Here is a 22,000-nt window from a genome sequence, read left to right on the forward strand (position 1 = left end):
TCATAACTCTTGCAATCCGGCTGGGCGAGCGAATCTACATTCCTCACTGGCCGGATTGTTTATTTTGAGTGGCGTGACCGTAAAAATAATCTAGCGTGCCCTCATATTCATTTTTATATGTATAGTTGCCCTGCTTCATAATGATGTGGGCCACGATAGATCGTGTGTTCATCAACGAATCTTAATGCTTCTCGCAAGAAGCTATAAATGGAAGCAACAGCTGCTCCATCAGCCTGCAATCACCCTCTTCAACGAAGCGGTAATTCCATGTCAACCCCATATAAATCAAGGACTAATGAAGATTAAATGAAGATCAGATGTAGATTATATTAATTATAAAAAAGTAACTAGTATAATGTTGACTTTGATTTCGACGGATGATAACATTTTCTATGCAGCTAAGGAAATTACACGATTATGCTAATGAGAAGAACTTGCTTCTTCTTCAATAGGCTTGTAGTATACTCAGTCCGATGAACGGAACTGAGCTGGCATTTAGTGCAGCACATGCTACAGTGCTCACATAACTTCAAAGGAGGATTTTATACTATGGAAAGATTAGTAGGAAAAGCAGCCCCGGATTTTGCAATGAATACCGTATCTGGTGATGGACAGGACTTTGGAGCGGTTAAGCTGTCCGACTACCGCGGCAAATGGCTCGTATTCTTCTTCTACCCGCTTGATTTCACATTCGTATGTCCAACTGAGATCACAGCTCTTAGCGATGCTGCTGATCAGTTCAAAGCTCTGGATACTGAAATCCTCGGCGTCAGCGTAGACTCTGAGCACAGCCACAAAGCTTGGATCAACACACCGAAGGAAAGCAACGGACTTGGCAAGCTGAACTTCCCACTGGCTTCCGACATTACGAAGCAAGTAGCTAGAGACTATGGTGTCCTGATCGAGGAAGAAGGTATCGCTCTGCGCGGTCTGTTCATCATCGACCCAGAAGGCGAATTGAAATATCAAGTTGTTAACCACAACGATGTAGGTCGTAGCGTAGAAGAGACACTGCGTGTGCTTCAAGCTCTGCAATCCGGCGGATTGTGCCCAATGAACTGGAAGCCAGGCGACAAGAATCTGTAATTCATAAAGTCCATGTATATGCAGCCCCCAAATGCCTTTGACAAGGTTTTGGGGGTTTGCTTGTCTTCATTTCTTACATTATGATGAACAAGAAAGTTTGAGTTGGAAGGAATTTCATAATCGTAAGACGAATAAGGTAAGGGAAGAATAATTATACGGAAGCGAACTGGTTATGTTCAGAGGAGGGTGAGCGCCAGATGAGTTATTGCTGTGGAGCAAGCATGGTGGGAACCAAAGGGACGCTGAAGCATTACCGAACGCAGGTTCATAATGTTCCTCTATTGTTCTGTCCGGTCTGTCAGCGCATCGAAGTGCATTACCGGGTTGAGAATGAATATGAAATTTTAGCCGAATACGCCCATGGCGATGGGGCCAACGAGATTGATTTTCAGGACTATGTGCTGGAAGAAGAAGAGGCTATCTTTGAGAATTGCGTCAATACCGAGAATGAAGACCCACTGGAAATCGTGAAAAAACAAATTGACATGTCTCTGGATTTACTAACAATCGCAAAACAGATTCAGGATGAGAAATGGGAAAGGGAGCTCAAGCGCAGACTTGCCGTAATGAGCCAACGACGCTCTCGGCTTCAGCACAACAAAAGCACCTGATCGCGTCCAATGGACTGTACACATTAACGTCATCAAGCCCCCGCGCACCGGGGGCTTTTGTGTGCTTCAGCACTGTTTTGTTGCAGATTTTGTAGTTTTTTGGTAAGCCTATTGTAGAATTTTGGCATGCATATTATGAGATGCGGGCGTGCATATCAGTTAAATAACAGATGTTCTACTGCTCCTATAATGACAGGTATTTCGGACTGATATTATCGCATGAATACTGAATGTTCTTTGCAGCCAAGTTGTGTTATGCATAAAACTGGCCCTGTTTTGCATACGTGTGCAAAAATATCATTGAAAAAAATTGGAAAAAAACATGCATTCGACATGTTTCCCCGTTGCGGTAAAGCTTGTAGTTGACTATCATTACTTATAGGATAACTATCTGATGCAAGTTGGTACACGACACTATTGGCCAGTTTTTATCAATCCGATAGGAGGGGGAAGCCTGGCATGATCAGCGAAGTTCAAGATAGTATGCTTCAATCGATACGCTCTTTCCATCCGAGACAGCCCAATACCGACAAGTATGAAAGAGTGCTGGAACACTTGGACAGCGGAATAATGCTGTTTGACAGCGAAGGAGTACTGACATTTATTAATGTACAAATGGCCAAGCTGTTCGAACTCCCGCGAAAGTCACTCATTGGATGTACGTTGATGCAAATTCTTCTTCATCCCAAGCTAGGCCGATATAAACGTAAAAAAATACTGAGAATCTACCGTGATACTATCCATCATAGAAAACGCTATCATGAAGTGATTGACGAGTGTGGTCGCCATTGGCTGGTTACTGTAACCGCTGGTGATGAGATGGAAGGTGACTTTCTGTTTAGTGTCAAGGACGTGTCAGACTATAAGCAAATCGAGCAGACCGCTTATCAGAACGACAAATTGGCCATGCTAGGCAAAATATCCGCTTCCATAGCCCACGAGATTCGCAATCCACTGACTGCTATCCGCGGCTTTATTCAACTCCTTAGACCCCACCTTACACAACTCGGCAAGGACGAATATGCTAAAATTATTCTGACCGAGATTGACCGCGCGAACGATATCATTTACGAGTTTTTGAATTCATCCAAGCCCTCCGCACCGCAAATGACGGCCGTTCCTGTCAGAAATCTGCTGCGTGAGGTTGTGATGCTGACTGAAAGCGAAGCGGTTATGAAGGGCTGTGAAATATCGCTGGAGGACACGTCCAGTGTGATGAGAGTCTCCATTGACGTGAAGCAGATCAAGCAGGTCATCCTGAATATTATCAAAAATGCCATGGACGCGATCGAGGGTATTGAGGACCACCGTAAAGGTATTATTCAGATCGCCATTCATCAGGAGGGAAGCTTTGTCGAGATTTCCATCTCCGACAATGGATTAGGCATGGACCACAATACACTGTCTCATTTATTCGATCCATTCTTCACGACCAAAGAGAGTGGTACGGGACTTGGTCTGTCTGTCAGTTACCGGATTATCAAGAATCACGGAGGGTTTATTCGTGTGGACAGCTCCCGGGGTGAAGGCACGGATTTCAAGATATTACTGCCACTGGTATGAGGATATAGCCTTAGAGAAGCAATGCTCAAGTGATTGCAAGAACCGTTATTTCCGAGTGCTGTGGAATGTGCGGTTCTTTTTTTATGCGTTAGCTTTCGATACCTTTACTTTTAAATATAGATTCAAGTATGATGAGGAGAAATAGTTAGCCTGGAGGGATAATTTACAGATGAAAACGAACCATACCAAAATTGTTGACTGTACGATCCGCGACGGAGGTCTGGTCAACAACTGGGATTTCAGCGTTGAATTCGTTCAAGCGTTGTATGCCGGACTTAATGAAGCCGGTGTTGACTATATGGAAATTGGCTACAAAAACTCACCCAAGCTATTGAAGGGTGCAGACAAAGCGGGCCCATGGAGATTCCTGGACGATGAGTTCCTACGCAAGGTTCTGCCAGAGAAGGGGAATACCAAGCTCTCCGCACTGGTAGATATCGGACGTGTGGATGAGAATGATATCCTGCCGCGCAGCGAAAGCATGCTGGATCTGATTCGCGTAGCCTGCTACATCAAGGATGTGGACAAGGCCATCGATCTGATCAACATTTTCCATGCTAGAGGCTATGAGACTACAATCAACATTATGGCTCTCTCCAATGTCATGGAGAACGAGCTGATTGAAGCATTCGAGCTGATTAAGGATAGTGTCGTTGATGTCGTGTACATTGTAGATTCCTACGGCAGCCTGGATCATAAGGACATCGTATATCTGACCGAGAAATTCAAGAAGCACCTTCCGAACAAGCGTCTAGGGATTCATGCTCATAACAACCTTCAATTGGCGTTCTCCAACACGTTGATTGCTGCCGAGAATGGCGTGGAGCTGCTGGATGCTTCGGTGTATGGCATGGGCCGTGCGGCCGGGAACTGCCCAACAGAGCTGCTGGTGACTCATCTGAAGCATACCAACTACAAGCTGCGTCCAGTACTGGATGTCATCGAGAACCTGATGATTCCGCTGCGTGAAAAGGAAGAGTGGGGGTACATTATCCCTTACATGATTACAGGTACGTTGGACGAGCATCCGCGTTCGGCAATGGCTCTGCGTGCATCCAAGGACAAGGATAAGGCTGTTGATTTCTATGACACGCTGACTACGCCGGAAGTATCTTTTGATAAATCCTAATGATAAGTCATAACTAGGCTGATGATCCGTTAGCCAAGTACAGTAGCACACAAATATAGTGGCAACACAAATGAAGCGAGTATGTTACACCCCTTTGAAATGGATGCGATGTTCATCTAGTTGATGACTTGTATCTGTTTCGAAGGGGATTGTTCTTTTAGAGCGAGCATGGGATGAACCAAAGGTGGTCACTCGCATCGCCAGAAATCGAATGTAAGCTCGTAATTTGATTGTGTAAAAGTTTGGGCTTGGACCATAATTGCATTTATATGGTATTTGCATTATAATGATCAGTACGTAGTTCGTATATGCGGGTGTAGTTCAATGGTAGAACTTCAGCCTTCCAAGCTGATAGCGTGGGTTCGATTCCCATCACCCGCTTTAACAAGCACAATAAATAAAGCTTGAACTCTGTAGAAAGGTAGGTACTTGCGTCCGATGAAGTAATTACATCTGTATCCCGTCAACTGCACATGAAAGCAGGCGGCTGTGAAGCTGCAGGGAACAGGTGTGTCTACATGACATCGGTATTGGACGCAGATCTACTTCAACTTGAGCTCATATGACTATGATAGCAGGCTATTTTTATACGCCTTGCTAGTGGTCGTCTGGGTTCGAGCTTTCGGAGTTCGGCTTTTTTTGTTATAGCCGGTTGTCGTCTTTTTTCCGTATCTCGTGCTCCATACCCGTATTCTTGCTGAAGTCGCAGACCGTCTGCGGTTTTTTTGTACAGATTACCGTGTGTTTGCCTCATCCAAGTAGATAGATACTGCGGATGAAGGTCGAACAGGATCACAGAGAGGAAGATCATGTATGGCAACAATCTTGCGTATTAAGGGCCTGACGAAGGACTGGAATGGCAGACGGCTATTCGAGAATGTAAATATGGAGATTAACGAAGGTGGGCGTGTAGCGCTGCACGGCCGAAACGGCTGTGGAAAAACTACGTTACTGCGAATATTAATGGGCGTGGAAGGAGCGACTCTCGGACAGGTCGAGCGAGTCTTGCCCCTGGAGGAATGGGGCTGGATGAAGCAGCAGGATGAACCAGCTACTGCAGGGTTAACCGTCCTGGAGCGGGTGCTGCTGGAGAGCACGGAGCTGTGGCAGACAAGAGCAGCATTGAAGCAGCTGGAGCAACTCCTTGAGACTGCCGATGGTGCACAAGCTGAGCAAGCTGCCATTGAATATAGCGAATGGCTGGAACGCTATGCGGAATTGCAGGGCTATAGCTGGGAGACACAGGCGGAGCTGTTGCTGACTCGGGTTGGTATGCCGAGTGAGACCTGGCAGCGGGAATATGGCCGATTAAGTGGTGGACAGAAGACGCGGGTAAGACTGGCAGCATTAATGCTGCGCAAGCCGCGTGTGTTGGTGCTGGATGAGCCGACGAATCATATGGATGAGGAGGGCTTGATCTGGCTGGAGGAGTGGCTGCGCGATTATCAGGGGACGCTGCTGTTTGTATCACATGACAGAACGTTCTTGAATCGAGTGGCCACCGAAATCTGCGAGCTGTCCGCCAGTGGAGTTGTTCGATATACCGGGGGATATGATGAATACCGTAGTCAAAAAGAAAGAGAGCGCAAAGAGCAGGAGACGGAGTATCGCAAGCAGGAGCAGGCAAAGGCTGCACTAGAGGCATCCATCCGCACCTATCGTGAATGGTTCCACCGGGCCCACGCAACTGCGAATCAGCAGGTGGAAGTGAAGATCATGGGCAGCTACTACAAAGCTAAGGCGAACAAGCATATTTCTCGCTATCATGCGAAGCAGAAGGCGTTGGAGCGACTGGAGGAGAATCGGGTTGAGAAGCCGAGGCAAGAGATGCGCCTGAACATGGAGCTGCAGACCAGCGAATATCAGGCCAAACACATGCTCAGCTTGGAGCAGATTAATCTCTCTTTTGGTGACAAGCAGGTGATCAACGAGCTTAACGTGCAACTGTTACGCGGGGATCGTTTGGCTGTCCTAGGGCCGAATGGGGCAGGCAAGACGACGCTGCTCCGACTGATTACAGGTGAGCTGCAGCCACAGTCAGGGAGGATTCGCAGGAATCCTCAGCTTCGCATGGGTTACTTCTCACAGGAGCTTGAGAATCTTCCCGAGGATCAGACCTTGCTGGATAGTCTCCTGGAGCTACCCTCCATGACAGTGACAGAAGCTAGGACGATTCTTGGATGCTTCTTGTTCTCTAGAGACAAGGTGAATCAACAAATCGGCAATCTGAGCATGGGGGAAAAATGCCGTATGGCTTTCTTGCGCTTGTATTTTAGCGGAGCCAATCTGTTGGTCCTGGATGAGCCTACGAATTATTTTGATATTGACACTCGTGAGGTTATTGAGGAGGCACTTAGCAGCTATGATGGTGCTCTTGTGGTTGTCTCGCATGACCGCGAGCTGATACGTCGTACAGCAACCCGTCTCCTCCTGCTGAGGCATGGTGGGGAGTACGAGCGGTTCGACGGAAGCATGGATGAACTGGAGCAGACCCGTCAGGTGCGAGCGGGGCAGCCTGCGGGAAGAGAGGAGCAAGAGGAGCAGCTTCGCCTGGAATTGAGACTGACGGAACTTATGCAACGCGATCCTGTATCAGCTGAGGATGCACAAGGCACGGAATTACTGGAGGAGATTCGCCGTATTCGTACCCGCTTGGATGAGTTACGTAGACAAGAGTAGCGATTATTAACCCTCCTGAATATTCCCCAATGAATAACCGAAATTTAAATTAGGAAAATATAAGGGGGGATTGAACTTGCTACGTATCGACTTGAACTGAATTTACTAGTGAGGGCATATCATAGGTATCGCATCCGATTCACCGATGCAACAGCGGGCGCTTAATATACATTGCTGAACCGGGAATGATGGGCTATTGACCTGCTGGAAAAGCCCTTGGCTTGCCAAGCTAAGTAAGTTCTCATATAATAAAAGCACTGGTTCATAAATATATTACATGCCATGATGGAGAGTAGTAAGCTGCTTCTGCTGCACAGGGAGGAGACGCCGTTGATTGAGAGCGTCTTTGCTTAGTTCAGAGCTGCCTGAATTCGCTCCTGAGCCATTCCTTGAACATCGCCTGCTCTATGCAGTGATTACTAGGGGACATCGCTTCACGCCCGTTATCGCGTGTATAAGTGAGATGGAACGATTCACAGTTCACTTGGCAGGAGTGTAGCCTACTGTATGGCACTCGCAGTGTTCAAGTGTTTCAGACATCTAACAAGGGTGGTACCACGGTCTTCTCGTCCCTTATGGGAGAGAAGGCCTTTTTTGCATTGTGCATCATATCGGGGACAGCCCGATGCATTCAAGAAGGAGGCATCAGCCAGAATGAAGGAAAAACTCGAGGCTTTGAAATTGGAGGCACTGGCCCAGCTAGAGCAAGTTAATGAGCCACAGTTGCTGAATGAATTACGTGTGAAGTATCTTGGGAAAAAGGGTGCGCTCACTGAAATCCTACGTGGGATGGGCTCGCTGAGCGCAGAGGAGCGTCCCGTCATCGGACAGGTAGCCAATGATGTGCGCGCTGCGATCGAGAGTATCATCGACACCAAGCAGGAGGCATTCCAGCGTGCAGAGACAGAGCAACGCCTTCAAGCCGAGAAGGTCGATGTCACGCTCCCGGGTCGTATTATGCCACAAGGCGCGGTGCATCCGTTGAACAAAGTTATCACAGAGATTGAAGATATTTTCCTCGGTATGGGCTATCAGGTTGCTGAAGGTCCAGAGGTAGAGATGGATTACTTTAACTTCGAGGCGTTGAATTTGCCAAAGGATCACCCTGCGCGTGATATGCAGGATTCCTTCTATATTACCGAGGATCTGTTGATGCGCACACATACCTCACCAGTGCAGGTTCGTACGATGCAGTCTATGCGTGGAGAAGTCCCTGTTAAGGTGATCTGTCCAGGTAAAGTATATCGCCGTGATGATGATGATGCGACGCACTCCTTCCAATTCCACCAGATTGAAGGCATTGTGGTCGGTGAAAATATTCGTATGAGCGATCTGAAGGGGACGTTGCTGCAGTTCGTGCAAGAGATGTTCGGTGCTGACACCCAGATTCGTCTGCGCCCAAGCTTCTTCCCGTTCACGGAGCCAAGTGCTGAGGTAGATGTGACCTGTGTGAAATGTGGCGGAAATGGCTGTCGGATCTGCAAGCAGACGGGCTGGCTGGAGATTCTGGGCTGCGGCATGGTTCATCCGAAGGTACTGGAGATGGGCGGCTATGATCCAGAGAAATATAGCGGATTTGCGTTCGGTATGGGCGTAGAGCGAATTGCCATGCTGAAGTACGGTGTCGATGACATCCGTCATTTCTATAACAGCGATATGGCATTCCTCAAGCAGTTCTCACGAATCTAGTACCTTGCACGGATTGCAATACGTTCGAATTCAGGAAAAAAGGAAGTGTACCTAAATGAAAGTATCAACAGAATGGTTGTCTGACTATATATCGCTCGATCAGCTGTCCGCTGAGGAGCTGGCTGAGCGTATTACGCGCTCTGGCATCGAGATTGACCAGATTGAGAATCGTAATAAGGGCGTAACGGGTGTCGTTGTTGGCTATGTGAAGAGTAAGGAAAAGCACCCGGATGCAGATAAGCTGAATGTATGTATTGTGGATGCAGGACTGGAAGAGGAGCTGCAGATCGTCTGCGGGGCGAAAAATGTAGATGCCGGACAAAAGGTTCCTGTAGCTCTGGTCGGCGCGAAGCTGCCTGGCGGACTTGACATCAAAAAAGCAAAGCTGCGTGGTGTGCTTTCACAAGGTATGATCTGCTCAGCGAAGGAACTGGGTCTGAACGACAAATTGCTGCCGAAGGACCAACAGGAAGGCATTCTGGTCTTGCCTGAGGAGACGGAGATTGGAACACCAATCACCAAGCTGCTCGGTCTGGAGGATCAGGTGCTGGAATTCGATCTGACACCGAATCGTTCGGATTGCTTGAGCATGCTGGGGGCAGCCTATGAGGTCAGTGCCATTTTTGGCCGAGATGTTACTTTGCCTAACCCACAAGCCGATCTTGTCGAGGTAGCTGAAGCTGCTGCCGAGGAGCTGAAGGTGTCGATTGCGGCATCCGAGCAATGCTCCCACTATGCAGCTCGTGTCATCAAGGGAGTGAAGATTGGACCCTCTCCGCTATGGTTACGCAACCGCCTGATGGCTGCTGGTATTCGTCCAATTAACAACATTGTCGATATTACCAACTATGTTATGCTGGAGTATGGACAGCCATTGCATGCATTTGATGCAGATAAGCTGGAAGGGAAGCAGATTTCGGTACGTCTGGCCAATGCTGGCGAGACCATGGTGACGCTGGACGATCAAGAGCGCAAGCTTGAGCCACATATGCTGCTCGTAACCGATGGTGCGAAGCCAATTGCAATTGCTGGTGTGATGGGCGGCGCCAATTCAGAGGTCAGCGAGACTACAGTGAACATTGTGCTGGAATCTGCAAGATTCAGTGGCAGTAGTGTTCGTAAGACTTCTCGGCAATTGGGCCTCCGTTCAGAAGCAAGCCTGCGCTTCGAGAAAGAGGTAGACTCAGGAGCAGTCATTCCTGCGCTGAACCGGGCAGCAGCCTTGATTGAGCGATACGCCCAAGGGTCTGTGCTGCAAGGTATTGTCGAAGCGGGAGAAGCTCAGACTGCGAATCGAGTTGTCCGCCTGAGCCTGGATAAGCTGAACCGTTATCTCGGTACGGAGCTGTCACTGCTGGAGGTCAAGACAATCTTTGGGCGCCTGCATTTTGATTACGGTGATGCTGAGCACGGTGTATTGGAGGTTGCAGTGCCAACGAGACGCGGTGACATTACACTGGATGTTGATCTGATTGAAGAGGTTGCTCGCTTGTACGGATATGATAATATCCCGACGACACCCATTGAAGGACCTACAACACAAGGAACATTGACACCAGCCCAGTCGTTGCGGAGAGCGCTTCGTCAACTGCTCGTGCACAGTGGATGGCAGGAGATGATCAGTTATTCCTTTACCCATCCAGGACAGAACGGACAATTTCCTTCCTGGCTGGAAGGTGCTCACCCTGTAGCCTTGGCGATGCCAATGAGCGAAGAGCGCAGTGTACTGCGTACCAGCATGCTTCCGCATATGATTGATGCAGCTGTCTATAACCGCAACCGCAAACAGGAGAATCTGTCCTTCTTCGAGATCGGAAGTGTCTTCCTGAGCGGTGAGGAGACTTTGACCAAGCAGCCTCAGGAAATTCCTGTCCTTAGCTTGCTGCTGACAGGCAGTCGCCGTACGAAGCAATGGAACGCAGCAGCTGAACCGGTTGACTTCTTCGACCTCAAGGGTGCGCTTGAGGCTGTCCTGTCCTATGCAGGTCTGGCTGAGCAGGCACGTTATGTGGCTAACCAGCCGCAAGGCTATCACCCGGGACGTGCAGCGTCGGTATACCTTGAGCTCGATGGACAGCAGGTATGGATTGGCACACTTGGACAGCTTCATCCGGAGATTCAGCACAAGCATGATCTTCAGGATACTTATGTGGCCGAGATCGCACTTGATGCCATCGTAAGACATATGAATCGCAATATTCGTTATCACGAGCTGCCGCGTTATCCATCCGTTGAACGTGATGTTGCCGTTGTTATAGATCAAGCGGTAGAATCAGGGGATCTGCTGAAGACGATCCGGGAATCCGGTGGCGAACTGCTGCAGCATGCGGAGGTGTTCGATATCTTCACGGGCAGCAAGCTCGGTGAGCATAAGAAGAGCGTAGCTATCGCTCTGCGTTATCGCCATCAGGAGCGGACGTTGACCGATGAGGAAATCTCTGTAGCCCATGCCCGTGTCGTAGAAGCATTGGAGCAAAGTTTTGGAGCAGAGTTAAGAAAATAGCAGGAAATAAGCCAGGCCACATCGAATCTTAAGGAAGCATAGGTTCGATGTGGCTTTTTTTGCATCTACAAAATAGTCTTGAATCGTGTTTTTGTACAATCGAGCCGAGATTTGCATCCTGTAGTGATACGAGTACAATTAGAAAAACGTCATCACTGTGCTTCCACAGAAGACACTATGAAAAAATACGAATAGACTACCACCATACAACATAGAATCTACATTCAGATCAGAGGAGGGCGTTATTGTGAATACACCGGAGCGCGTACGCGTCGCTGTTGAAATATATGGTAATTCCTACAAGCTTGTCGGTAGCAGCACCGAATATATGAAGCAAGTAGCGAGCTATGTCAATGATCGCATGCACACTGTTGCCCAGGCCCATTCACATCTCGATACGCCTCGACTGGCTGTGCTGGCTGCTGTCCATATGGCCGAAGAGGCTATTCAATTGAATGATGTGCAAAAAAACCTGAACCGTGTATCTCAAGAGCGGACAGAGTTAAGAAATGAGCTTGCTCAGCTGCAGACCCAGCTTGGAGAGCAGCAGGAAAAGAACACTTCGCTACAAGGTAGCTACAATCAGACGAATGAGGAGAAGCAGAAGCTTCAGAAGGAGCTTGCTGACGCCCAGCAGCGTTCCGCCAAGGAGCTGCAGGAGCTACAGCGTCTCTTGAAGCAGCAGGAGCAGCGGACAGCAGAGCTGACCAAAGCCGTCGCGAATGCGGAGAGCAGAGCAGATAAGATTCGTTCGGAGACAGAGCAAGTGACGAAATCTCGCCTGAACGAGGCAGAGCAGGCATATGCCAAGCAGCTTCAGAAGGAGAAGGAGCAGCTGCGTACCGAGCTCGAAGCCAAGCATGCTCAGCAACAAGCGGATTGGGAGGCCAAATTCGCGGAACTGACCAAGCAGCTGGAGGATGACAGCAGGCAGGCTCAGGCCCAGCTTCTGCAGGAGCAGGCCCGCTTGGAAGAGTCCGAGGCATTTCAGGAGGAGATGTCGCGTGATTATGAGGCTCAGCTTCAAGACCTGCGAGATCAGCTACTGGATGTCAAAGGTGACAAGGAGCAACTCTCCAAAGAGCTTAAGGGAGTTCTGGAGAAGCTTAAAGAAGCCGAGCAGACACGTAGTCAGCTTGTGTCGAGTCTGAAGGAAGTACAGGCAAGAGAGCAACAATCCGTACAGGAACGAGAAGAGCTTCAGGTACGCTACAGCAGTTTGGAGCAGGAAATGTCAGCATTGCATCAGCAACAGGAGAAGATGGAGGAGGAGCAGCGGCGAATTCAAAAGATTCTGGAGCAGGCTCATGCCTCCAGTCGCAAGCTGCAAAGCGAGCTGGCAGACCTCCTGCAGCAGAAAAAATCTGCTGAGGAACAGGTCGAGCAGTATCAAACAGAGATTGCAGCTCTTCAGGGAGAGCTGTCTGAGCGAGAAGAGCAGCTGCAAGACCAGCAGGAGCTATTGCAGCAGCTGAGGGCCACGGAGGAGCTGGCTGAGCAGCACGGAGCGCGAGTGACAGCCCTTCAGGAGGAAGTGTCGAAGCGAGAAGAGCAGCTACAAGACCAGCAGGAGCTATTGCGGCAGCTGAGGGCCGCGGAGGAGCTGGCTGAGCAGCACGGAGCGCGGGTGACAGTCCTTCAGAAGGAAGTGTCGAAGCGAGAAGAGCAGCTGCAAGACCAGCAGGAGCTATTGCGGCAGCTGAGGGCCGCGGAGGAGCTGGCTGAGCAGCACGGAGCGCGGGTGACAGTCCTTCAGAAGGAAGTGTCGAAGCGAGAAGAGCAGCTGCAAGACCAGCAGGAGCTATTGCAGCAGCTGAGGGCCACGGAGGAGCTGGCTGAGCAGCACGGAGCGCGGGTGGCAGTCCTTCAGGAGGAAGTGTCGAAGCGGGAAGAGCAGCTGCAGAGCCAGCAACAGAAGCTCCAGAGGGAGCAAGAACGGCAGCAACCGCTTGAACAGACAATCGCCCAACTGAATGAAGAGCTGAAGACCAGCGAGCAGCTTCTTGAGGAAGAGCAGGAGCGCTATGAGCAGCTAGTAGCAGAGCTGGATGTACGTGCAGCCGAACTGGACAAGGCGCGCTCAGCGATGGAACGATCGGCTAGTCTGCTGGAGGACTCGCAACGTTCACAAGATGAGCTTCAGACAGCCATCACTGTGCAGCAGCGGGAAATGGACGAACTGCATACACAGATGGCCCAGTTGGAAGAGCAAGTCAGCGTGTACAAGGTACAAGTGGGGCAGCTGGAGGAAGAGGCCATTGAATGGCAGGTGAGATGCGAGGAGCATCTGTCCACGATCCACGACCTGAAGGCGGAACAGGAGCAGCGGGAGCAGGAGATTAGCGCTTGGCAGCATGAGGTAGCTGCGGTATCTGAGGATAAGAGGCAACTGGAGCATGAGGCTGAGAAGGCAGAGAAAGCTCGCATGGAATTGATCAACACACGTGAAGAAGCTATCCATTCCAGAGATGCCCTGCAGCTACAGTTGTCGGAGCTAGGCGATCGTTATGAGCTTACAGCCCACCAGTTGAGATTACTTCAGGTGCAGCGAGAGCTGGAGCAGGAGCAGAACGAGAAGCTTGCAGAGGAGCATCGCCAGCTTCGGGAAGAGTATGCCAAGCTTCAAACGGAGTACAACGAATGGATTGAACTTATAGAACAGGACCAGTAGCTCCTAGGTACGAATCCATTTGTAGAAGTACTGTTATTGGGTATGAAGCTATATACAGGATTGCAAAGGAAGGCTGCATTATTCTCTGTGCAGTATGTTCCTTAAGTGCTTCAAGCTAGAGCATAGCAAAAAGGCTGCCGTCAAGCTTCATGCTTGGTCGGCAGCTTTTCTTGTCGTTCTCTTGTTGATCTTATTGATTTTGATGATCTTGATGTTCTAGTCGTTTATCCTATCCTTGCTATGTTCCGGAACTAGCTCTTACCGGTTCGTCCTGCGTCAAAGGGAGTCGCAACAGGAATGAACAGATCGATAATCCCAATGACCAAGGCAGCAAGAATGGCTCCCAATATGGAGACTTCCACGCCTCCGACGATAAACTGCGCAACATAGATCACCAGAGCGCTGACGATGAATCCAACGATGCCTCTACCGAATGGATTAACTCGTCTGCCGAACATGGCCTCGACGATCCAGCCAATAAGCGCTATGACGATCGCGAGGATTAGGGCGCTCATGAATCCGCCTACGCTAAAGCCTGGTACGATCCAGCCCACGACCATCAGCACCAGAGCGGCGACAATAAATCGAACGATATGTCCCAGAATTCTCATGTGTAACCTCCTATGGTCTTCTTGTGATACAGCATCTAGTGTGTTTCACATGTTCGAATCTTATGTGTCCAGTAACACAAATAGCGAAAGAGAGCTGGTTTCGTTATAATATGGATATAACGTTGAAGGAGTATGAATGTGAATCCGAAAATATTGCAGACAATGGAATACAGTAAAATTCTATCCGCACTCGCGGGCTACACACAGACACCGATGGGACGGCAGCGTGCTGAGGAGCTTCGCCCATTTACAGAAGTTCAATATATAGAAGCACTATTAAGGGAGACGGATGAAGCCTTTGCGGTGGACCGTCTGAAGGGAACCCCTTCATTTACCGGAGTAGTGGACATGTCACCAGCCATTAAGAGAGCACGGATCGGGGGCACCTTGAACCCTCATGAACTCTTGGGGATTCGTACAACGGTCCAGGCAGGCCGCAGAATCAGTTCATATATCAGTGCAATTCATGAAGAGCATCCGATTGGCGCATTGCTGGCAGTGAGCGAACAGCTCTCCGACCAGAAGGCGCTGGAAAATGCCATCAAGAATTGCATCGATGAGCATGCAGATGTATTAGATACAGCAAGCCCCGCCTTGGGACAAATCCGTCGTGAGCTTCGATCCGGTGAAGTCCGGATTAGGGAGAAGCTGGATGCGATGATTCGTTCCTCCACGGTGTCCAAGATGCTGCAGGATCAGCTTATTACGATTCGTGGTGATCGTTTTGTCATCCCAGTCAAAGCCGAGCACCGAGCTTACTTCGGCGGGATCGTTCACGACCAATCGGGCTCTGGGGCGACCCTGTTCATTGAGCCCGAGTCTATTGTGGCGATGAATAACAAGCTTCGTGAGACGCGACTGCAGGAGGAGCGGGAGATTGAGATCATTCTCCAAAAGCTAACTGCTCTTGTAGGAGAACAGGCTGATCTGCTGTTGTATGATGCGGATATGCTGGCAAGTCTTGATTTTATGTTCGCGAAGGCCCGCCTTGCTCGTCATATGAAGGCCACCCTGCCGTTCATGAATGACCAGGGTCGTATGCGTATTCGCAGGGGACGTCACCCGTTGATTCCGCTCGAGAAGGTTGTACCGATCGATGTGGAGCTTGGGGATAGCTTTACTTCAATTATTGTGACAGGTCCGAATACCGGTGGTAAGACGGTTACTTTGAAGACAATTGGTCTGCTGAGCCTTATGGCCATGTCTGGACTATTCGTCCCGGCAGAGGATGAGAGCCAGCTGTCTGTCTTCGATGCGATCTATGCGGACATTGGGGATGAGCAGAGCATTGAACAGAATCTGAGTACCTTCTCCAGTCACATGACGAATATCATTAGTATTCTTAAGCAAATGTCTTCTCGCAGCCTGGTGCTGCTTGATGAGGTTGGTGCTGGAACCGATCCGGCAGAAGGCTCTGCGCTTGCGGTAGCTATTCTGGAGCATATTCATGCAACAGGCTGCCGAATGGTCGCGACCACGCACTACAGTGAGCTTAAGGCTTACGCCTATGATCGTGAAGGTGTAATTAATGCAAGCATGGAGTTCGATGTTGCTACCTTGAGCCCGACATACCGTCTGTTAGTAGGTGTACCTGGTCGAAGCAACGCCTTTGCCATTGCTGAGCGTCTGGGACTTCCTTCCCGTATCCTGGATTATGCTCGCGGTGAGGTGACAGAAGAGGATCAGCGCGTTGAGCATATGATTGCTTCCTTGGAGGAGAATCGCCTTGGTGCAGAGCAGGAGCGCGAGGAAGCGAGACGCTTGCGTCGGGAGCATGAAGAGCTCAAGGCCCGTTATCAACAGGAGATGGAGAAGCTTGAGGGACAGCGTGATCGCATGCTGGACAAAGCTGAGAGCGAAGCCAGAGATGTCATTGAGAAGGCGCGTAAGGAAGCGGAGCAGATCATAGGCGACCTGCGCAGAATGGCTCAAGAGGAAGGGGCTTCAGTGAAGGAGCACCGATTGATCGCGGCCCGCAAGCAGCTTGAGGAGGCAGCTCCCAAACAACGCCAGAAGAAATCTGCTGTACGCCAGGGCGGAGGGCGCAGAAGTATCCAGCCAGGGGATGAGGTTGCAGTGCATAGCCTTAACCAGAAAGGCCATGTTGTAGAGTTGTCTGGTGCGAAGGAGGCCATCGTTCAACTGGGCATCATGAAAATGAAGGTCAGTCTGGATGATCTGGAGCTGCTGGACACACCTAAACAGCCTCAGAAGACACAGCGGGCTTCGGCTGGTGTGAAGCGTACCCGGGATGAGAATGTTCGCAGTGAGCTGGATCTGCGTGGTTCAAACGTAGAGGAAGCCTTAATTGAGGTCGATCGCTTCATTGATGAGGCATTTCTAGCGAACCTTGGAATGGTCTTTATTATTCACGGGAAAGGGACGGGCGTGCTGCGAACAGGCATTCAGGATTATTTGCGCAGACATAAGCATGTGAAGTCTTTCCGTATCGGAAATTATGGCGAAGGCGGTACAGGAGTTACCGTAGCTGAGCTCAAATAGTCTGGGCTGAACGGGGGCGGCGATATTTGATGATAGATCAATTGTTATCTTACCCGCTGGGGATGATGCTGGGCTACTTTTCAGTAGCGGTACTGCAGCTGATTGTGTTTTTGTATTGTTTTGAATTGGTGACGCGGTATAAATGCTGGGATGAGATTCGAAAAGGGAATGTAGCGGTCGCTATGGCAACTGGAGGGAAAATATTCGGCATATGCAATGTGCTCAGATTCAGCATCCTTGCCAAAGCAAGTGTCTACGATGCCATGATCTGGTCAACGGTTGGTTTCTTTTTGTTGCTGGCCGCCTATTTCCTTTTTGAATTTCTGACTCCTGTATTCTCGATCGACAAGGAGATTAAGGAAGATAATCGAGCTGTAGGATTATTCGCTATGCTCATTTCGGTGTCTCTATCCTTCGTAATCGGTGCCAGTATTGTATAATCGCCCTTGAGTTGTGAAATGGATTCACGAGTAAATAATAATGACTTTGAGCTGAACGCAAGAACGGAGGAGCAATAAGATGGAAGCAACTGTATGCCCGTGGTGCCATACTGAGATCGTATGGGATGAGGAGATTGGTCCAGAGAAAGAATGTCCTTATTGCCACAATGAATTGGACGGTTATCGCACGATTAGTGTGCATTTGGATGAGGATGAGGGCGCGGAAGAGCAGGAAGCCGTTACAGAAGCGGCTGATGACGATCTGGGGTGGGATGAGGAAGGGATGTACAACGTCCCTGTTCCACATACCCTGCAGAGACTGCAGGAAGAGGGGACAGACCTTGGAGCTTATCAGGATCGTGTACAGCAGGCATTGGATGGACAGGAGGAAGTACCAGAATGTCCACAATGCAGGGAGTATATGCTGCTTACAGGCACACAGGAGGTAACTGCGGATACCTTCAAGCCTGCAATACCAGCTTCACTTGGGAAGTCTGTTATGCAGCCTCCTTTTCACATGAATGTCTATGTGTGCACTAGCTGCTTCCACATTCAACACGCTTTGGCAGAGAATGATCGTGTACGCATGATTAAACATCTCGCGGCAGGAGACAACCAGTAATATTGGATGGACACAGGACTATGATTGGTTAAGAATACTTCAATTGCAAGCACAAAAGCATGTAGCGGCAGCTCAATCAGAAAATGATGAGAGCTGTCGTTTTTTGCAGTGTTTCAAAAAAATCTGACAATATGGAAGGACATGTTTTGCTGAATTAGGGGTATCTTAAAGCTGAGCGGCATCTAACGGCAGCAGCTATTGGATAGGGGGAACCATATGAGGACTAACCTCAACTTACAGTCTATTCTGCTGCTTGGCATGAATGGGCTGTTTGTATTTGCCGGAGCTTTATCGGGTACTTTTTTGAACGTGTATCTATGGAAGGCGAAGCAGGATTATATCATGATTGGCTGGTTCACCGTCAGTCAGCAGTTGGCCCTTGGATTAACTTTTTGGCTGGCAGGAAAATGGGTCAAAGAGCACAATAAGATGAACGCCTTGCGACTAGGTACGGCGCTGTCAGGGTTGTTCTATCTGGTGATCCTGTGGCTAGGGCCCAAGTCCATCGATTATATCTGGCCTTTGGGGATCCTTCTTGGTGCTGCGCTCGGGTTGTTCTGGTTGGCATTCAACGTGGTGTATTTCGAGGTAACGGATCGCGATAGTCGTGATAAATTCAATGGATGGGTAGGGCTGCTTGGTTCCTTTGCCGGGATTGTCGGTCCTTTACTGTCAGCATGGATTATAGCCAAAATGTCCGATGATGCTGGTTACCGGGTGATTTTCACAATCTCCCTGGGTATCTATGTTGGTGGTGTCGTACTGAGCTTTTTCTTGAAAAAACGCAAAGTCGAAGGGACGTATCATTGGCTGGAGCCCGTTCATCGCTTGCGAGGAGAGAAGAGCTGGAGATGGCTTTCCTTGGGGCTCGTCGCACAGGGTGTGCGTGAAGGTGTATATTCGTTTTTGTTCATCCTGATGGTCTATGTCGTCACGAATCAGGAATGGAAGCTGGGGCAATTCTCGTTAATTACCTCGGCGGTATCCTTGTTCAGCTTCTGGGCAGTCGGCAAATGGCTGAAGCCGCCATTTCGAACGTCGGGAATGCTGCTCGGCGCTGTATTGCTGGTGGCTGTTATGTGCCCATTACTGTGGAAAATGAACTACACAATACTACTGCTCGCTGGAGCTGGAACGGCATTGTTCATTCCGCTGTATATCATCCCCATGATCTCCTTAGGCTTCGATCTCATGGCGGCATCGGGGGAGGATGTCAAGCTGCGGGTAGAATTGGTCGTCCTGCGTGAGCTGAGCCTGATGACGGGGCGCTTGGTCGGTACACTGATATTTATCGGTGTGTTGTCACTCAGTCAAGCTCCACAAGTGATCATCTGGCTGCTGATTGGCCTTGGAACAGCTCCAGTCTTAGGGTGGCTGTGCATACGTCCGGTGCTGCAGTCTGCAGGCTGGCAGTCGAAGCCTGATGCTTGATGCATCAGGCTCGTTGCAACACATTCTCTTATGTAGATCTCATGGGGGGCTATGGTGCGGTGATGGCTTGGTTGTACGGGTCAGCGAGAAGAGCTCCAGTTCAGGACGTGATGTCCCGGTGATCTCATCAGTAAGCAGCTGTGCAGCCATCATACTCGTCACAGCACCATTCCCACCATATCCCTCCAGGAAATAGCAATGTGGGAAACGAGGATGACCCCCTATATAAGGCAAGCCATCATGCGTAGTGCCAAAGACGGCCCCCCATGCATAATCAATCTGCAAATCTTGCCTCGGAAAGTGTTCTTGCAGACGCTCCAGCAGGACCTTTTGTTGATGAACGATACGCCGTTCGCGTTCCTCGGGTATGAGCACATCTTCATCGAGGCCTCCACAAATGATTCGATTATCTACCGTGGTGCGCATGTACAGATAGGGCCTAGCTGTCTCCCAGATCAGGCAGCGTTCATACCAGTCATCCAGATTGTTGACAGGCTTCGTCACGATGGCGTAAGAGCTCTCCAGCACTGCCCCTGCATCACGTTTGATTTCTTGTGTCTCATACCCTGTGGAGAAGACAACCCGCTGTGCACGGATTCGACCGTCAGGAGTGTGGCAGAGAACGCCATCCTCCAGAAATTCCAATCGCTTGGCCTCGGTATTCTCATATATACGTAGACCTTTCTCTACAGCCGATTGAAGTAGACCCAGCGCGAAGCGGAACGGGTTCACCTCGGCATCCCCGCTCGTGTACAAAGCTGCAGGCTTCGTGAAAGGTAGACGATGGCTTATATCTTGGGCGTTCCAATAATCCACAGGGAAATCATGTGCTCTGAGATGCTCATATTCCGTCTGCAGCTTGGACACATCCTCCGGTGTACTAGCGTAATATAAGCTGCTGCGTCGGATGAACTTCGGGTCTGTCGGGATATTTTTGCTTAGCATCTCCAGCTGCTCCAGCGACTGCTGACACATTTTATAGAATAGTACCCCGTTCTCTTCTCCGAAAGTGTTCATGAATGAAGTCAACGACTTGTCATTGCTGTATTGTAATAGCCCTGTGTTAGCAGAGGAGCTTCCGTGAGCCACCTTTCTCTTGTCGATCAGCACGGTGTCCACTTGCCGATCTGTGAGCAGTCGGGAGATCAACGAGCCGCCCATACCGCCACCTATGATTAATACATCACAGCTAATATCTTCGGTTAACGGAGAATGCTGCGAGGTTTTACCTACAGTTGTTGGCCAATATAAACGTCCATTCGTTAAGATCATCTCCATCGTCCCTTCAAAAAAATATATAAGAACAGCTTGTTAATTGCTTTTTTGTATTGTTCAAAAAAGGTCATTATTTCTGTTGTGTCATAAAATTCGTAGTATAGGACAATCTAACTAGCGATGAAGTTACTGGACTGATCTGCCTGACTACATATCAGATTTGGGCCTGCCTGAGCGATTGTGCGGTGGGCACTTGCTCGTATAGATATACAGGCGGCTTGGTCCAGCAAGCATCTACATGATGAAGGAGGACATACCATGCAATCCATGCAAATGCAGCCTTTAACCACGAAAGAACTGGAGTACATTATGGATTCCATTTCCAATGAGGAGCTACTGTTGAAGCAGTGCACAGCTACAGCGGCCTCCAGCCAGCAGCCAGCCATTCAGCAAGCCTGCATGCAGTTCGCACGAACTCATGAGCAGCACCTGAACATGCTGATCCAGGCTCTGCATCAGCATCAGCAGCTGGCTCCTACCCAGCCCCAATAACGATTCGAGAGTCTATCTGTCAGCAGCCTGGCTCATTAGGCTTTACGACATCCACTCAGCATGCAGCCTAGGGTCATTCGTCCCTAAGCTCGAACAATTGATCAAGGAGGGAACACGTTCATGTATTCCAATCAAAACACTAGTTCATTTATGCCCGAAGAGGATTTGCTGTATACCATCCTGGCCGATCTGAAGCGCACATCCCGAGAGTATACGACGGCCACGACAGAATCTGCATGTCCTACCGTTCGTCAGCTATTCAACGATCTGACTGGTGCCACACTTCGGCAGCAAGGAGATCTCTTCCGTCTCATGCAGCAAAATCAGATGTATACATTGGGCGGAAAAGCGCTTCGTCAGGAAATGGACAAGCAGATCCAGGAGGCGCACAAGACTCAGCAAAAATGCCAGCAATTCATGCAACAAAAGCAGGCTTCCACTAGTGGCATGTACGGTCAAGCTCAGCAACAGGGGCACTACGGCCATACAAGCAATTCTTATTATATGTAAACGAGTGTAGTTGCCTTTGAAGCAGTGATACTTGTGACCGCCTGTATCCTTATTATGGAGCAGGCGGTTTTTTTTGCTTTGTAATTATTGTTATCTATGATTACTCTAAAGGATTTCTCACAAATGCTTGCTTTGCATAGCTAATGAATTATTGTAATATGAATATTAATCTCTTTTCGTGGAGGC

General features: G+C 49.4%; 18 protein-coding genes and 1 tRNA gene. 16 read left to right on the forward strand and 3 right to left on the reverse strand.

The features are described 5' to 3' along the window. Positions 1-43 precede the first annotated feature (43 nt). Positions 44-172, reverse strand: a complete 129-nt coding sequence (locus MKX74_RS06585; protein ID WP_341177868.1) for a hypothetical protein — start codon at positions 170-172, stop codon at positions 44-46. Between the two features lie 377 nt (positions 173-549). On the opposite strand from MKX74_RS06585, the gene MKX74_RS06590 reads away from it, so the two are divergent. From MKX74_RS06590 to zapA, 10 genes are all read left to right on the forward strand, one after another. Continuing rightward, positions 550-1,086, forward strand: a complete 537-nt coding sequence (locus MKX74_RS06590; protein ID WP_018887805.1) for a peroxiredoxin — start codon at positions 550-552, stop codon at positions 1,084-1,086. 197 nt (positions 1,087-1,283) lie between these two features. Next, entirely contained in the window at positions 1,284-1,697 is a 414-nt protein-coding gene (locus MKX74_RS06595) for a hypothetical protein (protein WP_018887806.1), read from the forward strand. A gap of 459 nt (positions 1,698-2,156) precedes the next feature. Continuing rightward, positions 2,157-3,260, forward strand: a complete 1,104-nt coding sequence (locus MKX74_RS06600) for an ATP-binding protein (RefSeq protein ID WP_018887807.1) — start codon at positions 2,157-2,159, stop codon at positions 3,258-3,260. Positions 3,261-3,429: 169 nt separating this feature from the next. Continuing rightward, complete coding sequence (locus MKX74_RS06605) at positions 3,430-4,389, forward strand: aldolase catalytic domain-containing protein (RefSeq protein WP_025680883.1); 960 nt, start codon at positions 3,430-3,432, stop codon at positions 4,387-4,389. Positions 4,390-4,699: 310 nt separating this feature from the next. Then, positions 4,700-4,770: transfer RNA gene (locus MKX74_RS06610), tRNA-Gly, on the forward strand. A gap of 432 nt (positions 4,771-5,202) precedes the next feature. Continuing rightward, the gene (gene abc-f / locus MKX74_RS06615) at positions 5,203-7,068 is read left to right on the forward strand and encodes a ribosomal protection-like ABC-F family protein (RefSeq protein WP_341177869.1); all 1,866 of its coding nucleotides are present in this window, start codon (positions 5,203-5,205) and stop codon (positions 7,066-7,068) included. A 334-nt stretch (positions 7,069-7,402) separates the two neighbouring features. Continuing rightward, positions 7,403-7,567, forward strand: a complete 165-nt coding sequence (locus tag MKX74_RS06620) for a hypothetical protein (RefSeq protein ID WP_341177870.1) — start codon at positions 7,403-7,405, stop codon at positions 7,565-7,567. 155 nt (positions 7,568-7,722) lie between these two features. Continuing rightward, positions 7,723-8,757 (forward strand): phenylalanine--tRNA ligase subunit alpha, encoded by a 1,035-nt coding sequence (gene pheS / locus MKX74_RS06625; protein ID WP_018887810.1) that lies wholly within the window; start codon positions 7,723-7,725, stop codon positions 8,755-8,757. A 55-nt stretch (positions 8,758-8,812) separates the two neighbouring features. Beyond that, positions 8,813-11,260, forward strand: a complete 2,448-nt coding sequence (gene pheT, locus MKX74_RS06630; protein WP_341177871.1) for a phenylalanine--tRNA ligase subunit beta — start codon at positions 8,813-8,815, stop codon at positions 11,258-11,260. Positions 11,261-11,507: 247 nt separating this feature from the next. Then, entirely contained in the window at positions 11,508-13,931 is a 2,424-nt protein-coding gene (gene zapA / locus MKX74_RS06635) for a cell division protein ZapA (RefSeq protein ID WP_341177872.1), read from the forward strand. A gap of 251 nt (positions 13,932-14,182) precedes the next feature. Here the strand turns inward: zapA and MKX74_RS06640 are convergent, their stop codons facing one another. Further along, complete coding sequence (locus MKX74_RS06640; protein ID WP_018887814.1) at positions 14,183-14,542, reverse strand: phage holin family protein; 360 nt, start codon at positions 14,540-14,542, stop codon at positions 14,183-14,185. 138 nt (positions 14,543-14,680) lie between these two features. On the opposite strand from MKX74_RS06640, the gene MKX74_RS06645 reads away from it, so the two are divergent. The 4 genes from MKX74_RS06645 to MKX74_RS06660 all read left to right on the forward strand — a co-directional run bounded on the left by MKX74_RS06645 (position 14,681) and on the right by MKX74_RS06660 (position 19,537). Beyond that, the gene (locus tag MKX74_RS06645; protein WP_341177873.1) at positions 14,681-17,044 is read left to right on the forward strand and encodes an endonuclease MutS2; all 2,364 of its coding nucleotides are present in this window, start codon (positions 14,681-14,683) and stop codon (positions 17,042-17,044) included. A gap of 26 nt (positions 17,045-17,070) precedes the next feature. Beyond that, complete coding sequence (locus MKX74_RS06650; protein ID WP_025680887.1) at positions 17,071-17,484, forward strand: DUF350 domain-containing protein; 414 nt, start codon at positions 17,071-17,073, stop codon at positions 17,482-17,484. Positions 17,485-17,563: 79 nt separating this feature from the next. Then, positions 17,564-18,106 (forward strand): hypothetical protein, encoded by a 543-nt coding sequence (locus tag MKX74_RS06655; protein WP_018887817.1) that lies wholly within the window; start codon positions 17,564-17,566, stop codon positions 18,104-18,106. Between the two features lie 216 nt (positions 18,107-18,322). After that, positions 18,323-19,537 (forward strand): MFS transporter, encoded by a 1,215-nt coding sequence (locus tag MKX74_RS06660; protein WP_341177874.1) that lies wholly within the window; start codon positions 18,323-18,325, stop codon positions 19,535-19,537. A 39-nt stretch (positions 19,538-19,576) separates the two neighbouring features. Here the strand turns inward: MKX74_RS06660 and MKX74_RS06665 are convergent, their stop codons facing one another. Continuing rightward, entirely contained in the window at positions 19,577-20,809 is a 1,233-nt protein-coding gene (locus MKX74_RS06665) for an NAD(P)/FAD-dependent oxidoreductase (RefSeq protein ID WP_445667305.1), read from the reverse strand. Between the two features lie 261 nt (positions 20,810-21,070). Here MKX74_RS06665 and MKX74_RS06670 point away from each other — a divergent pair, with 261 nt between their 5' ends. Together MKX74_RS06670 and MKX74_RS06675 are read left to right on the forward strand one after the other, a co-directional pair. Beyond that, a complete protein-coding gene (locus MKX74_RS06670; protein WP_018887820.1) occupies positions 21,071-21,304 on the forward strand; it encodes a hypothetical protein in 234 nt (77 codons plus the stop codon). A gap of 120 nt (positions 21,305-21,424) precedes the next feature. Next, positions 21,425-21,814 (forward strand): spore coat protein, encoded by a 390-nt coding sequence (locus tag MKX74_RS06675; RefSeq protein WP_018887821.1) that lies wholly within the window; start codon positions 21,425-21,427, stop codon positions 21,812-21,814. Positions 21,815-22,000 lie beyond the last annotated feature (186 nt).

Source organism: Paenibacillus sp. FSL K6-1230 (assembly GCF_038002385.1).
Taxonomy (GTDB): Bacteria; Bacillota; Bacilli; order Paenibacillales; family Paenibacillaceae; genus Paenibacillus; species Paenibacillus massiliensis.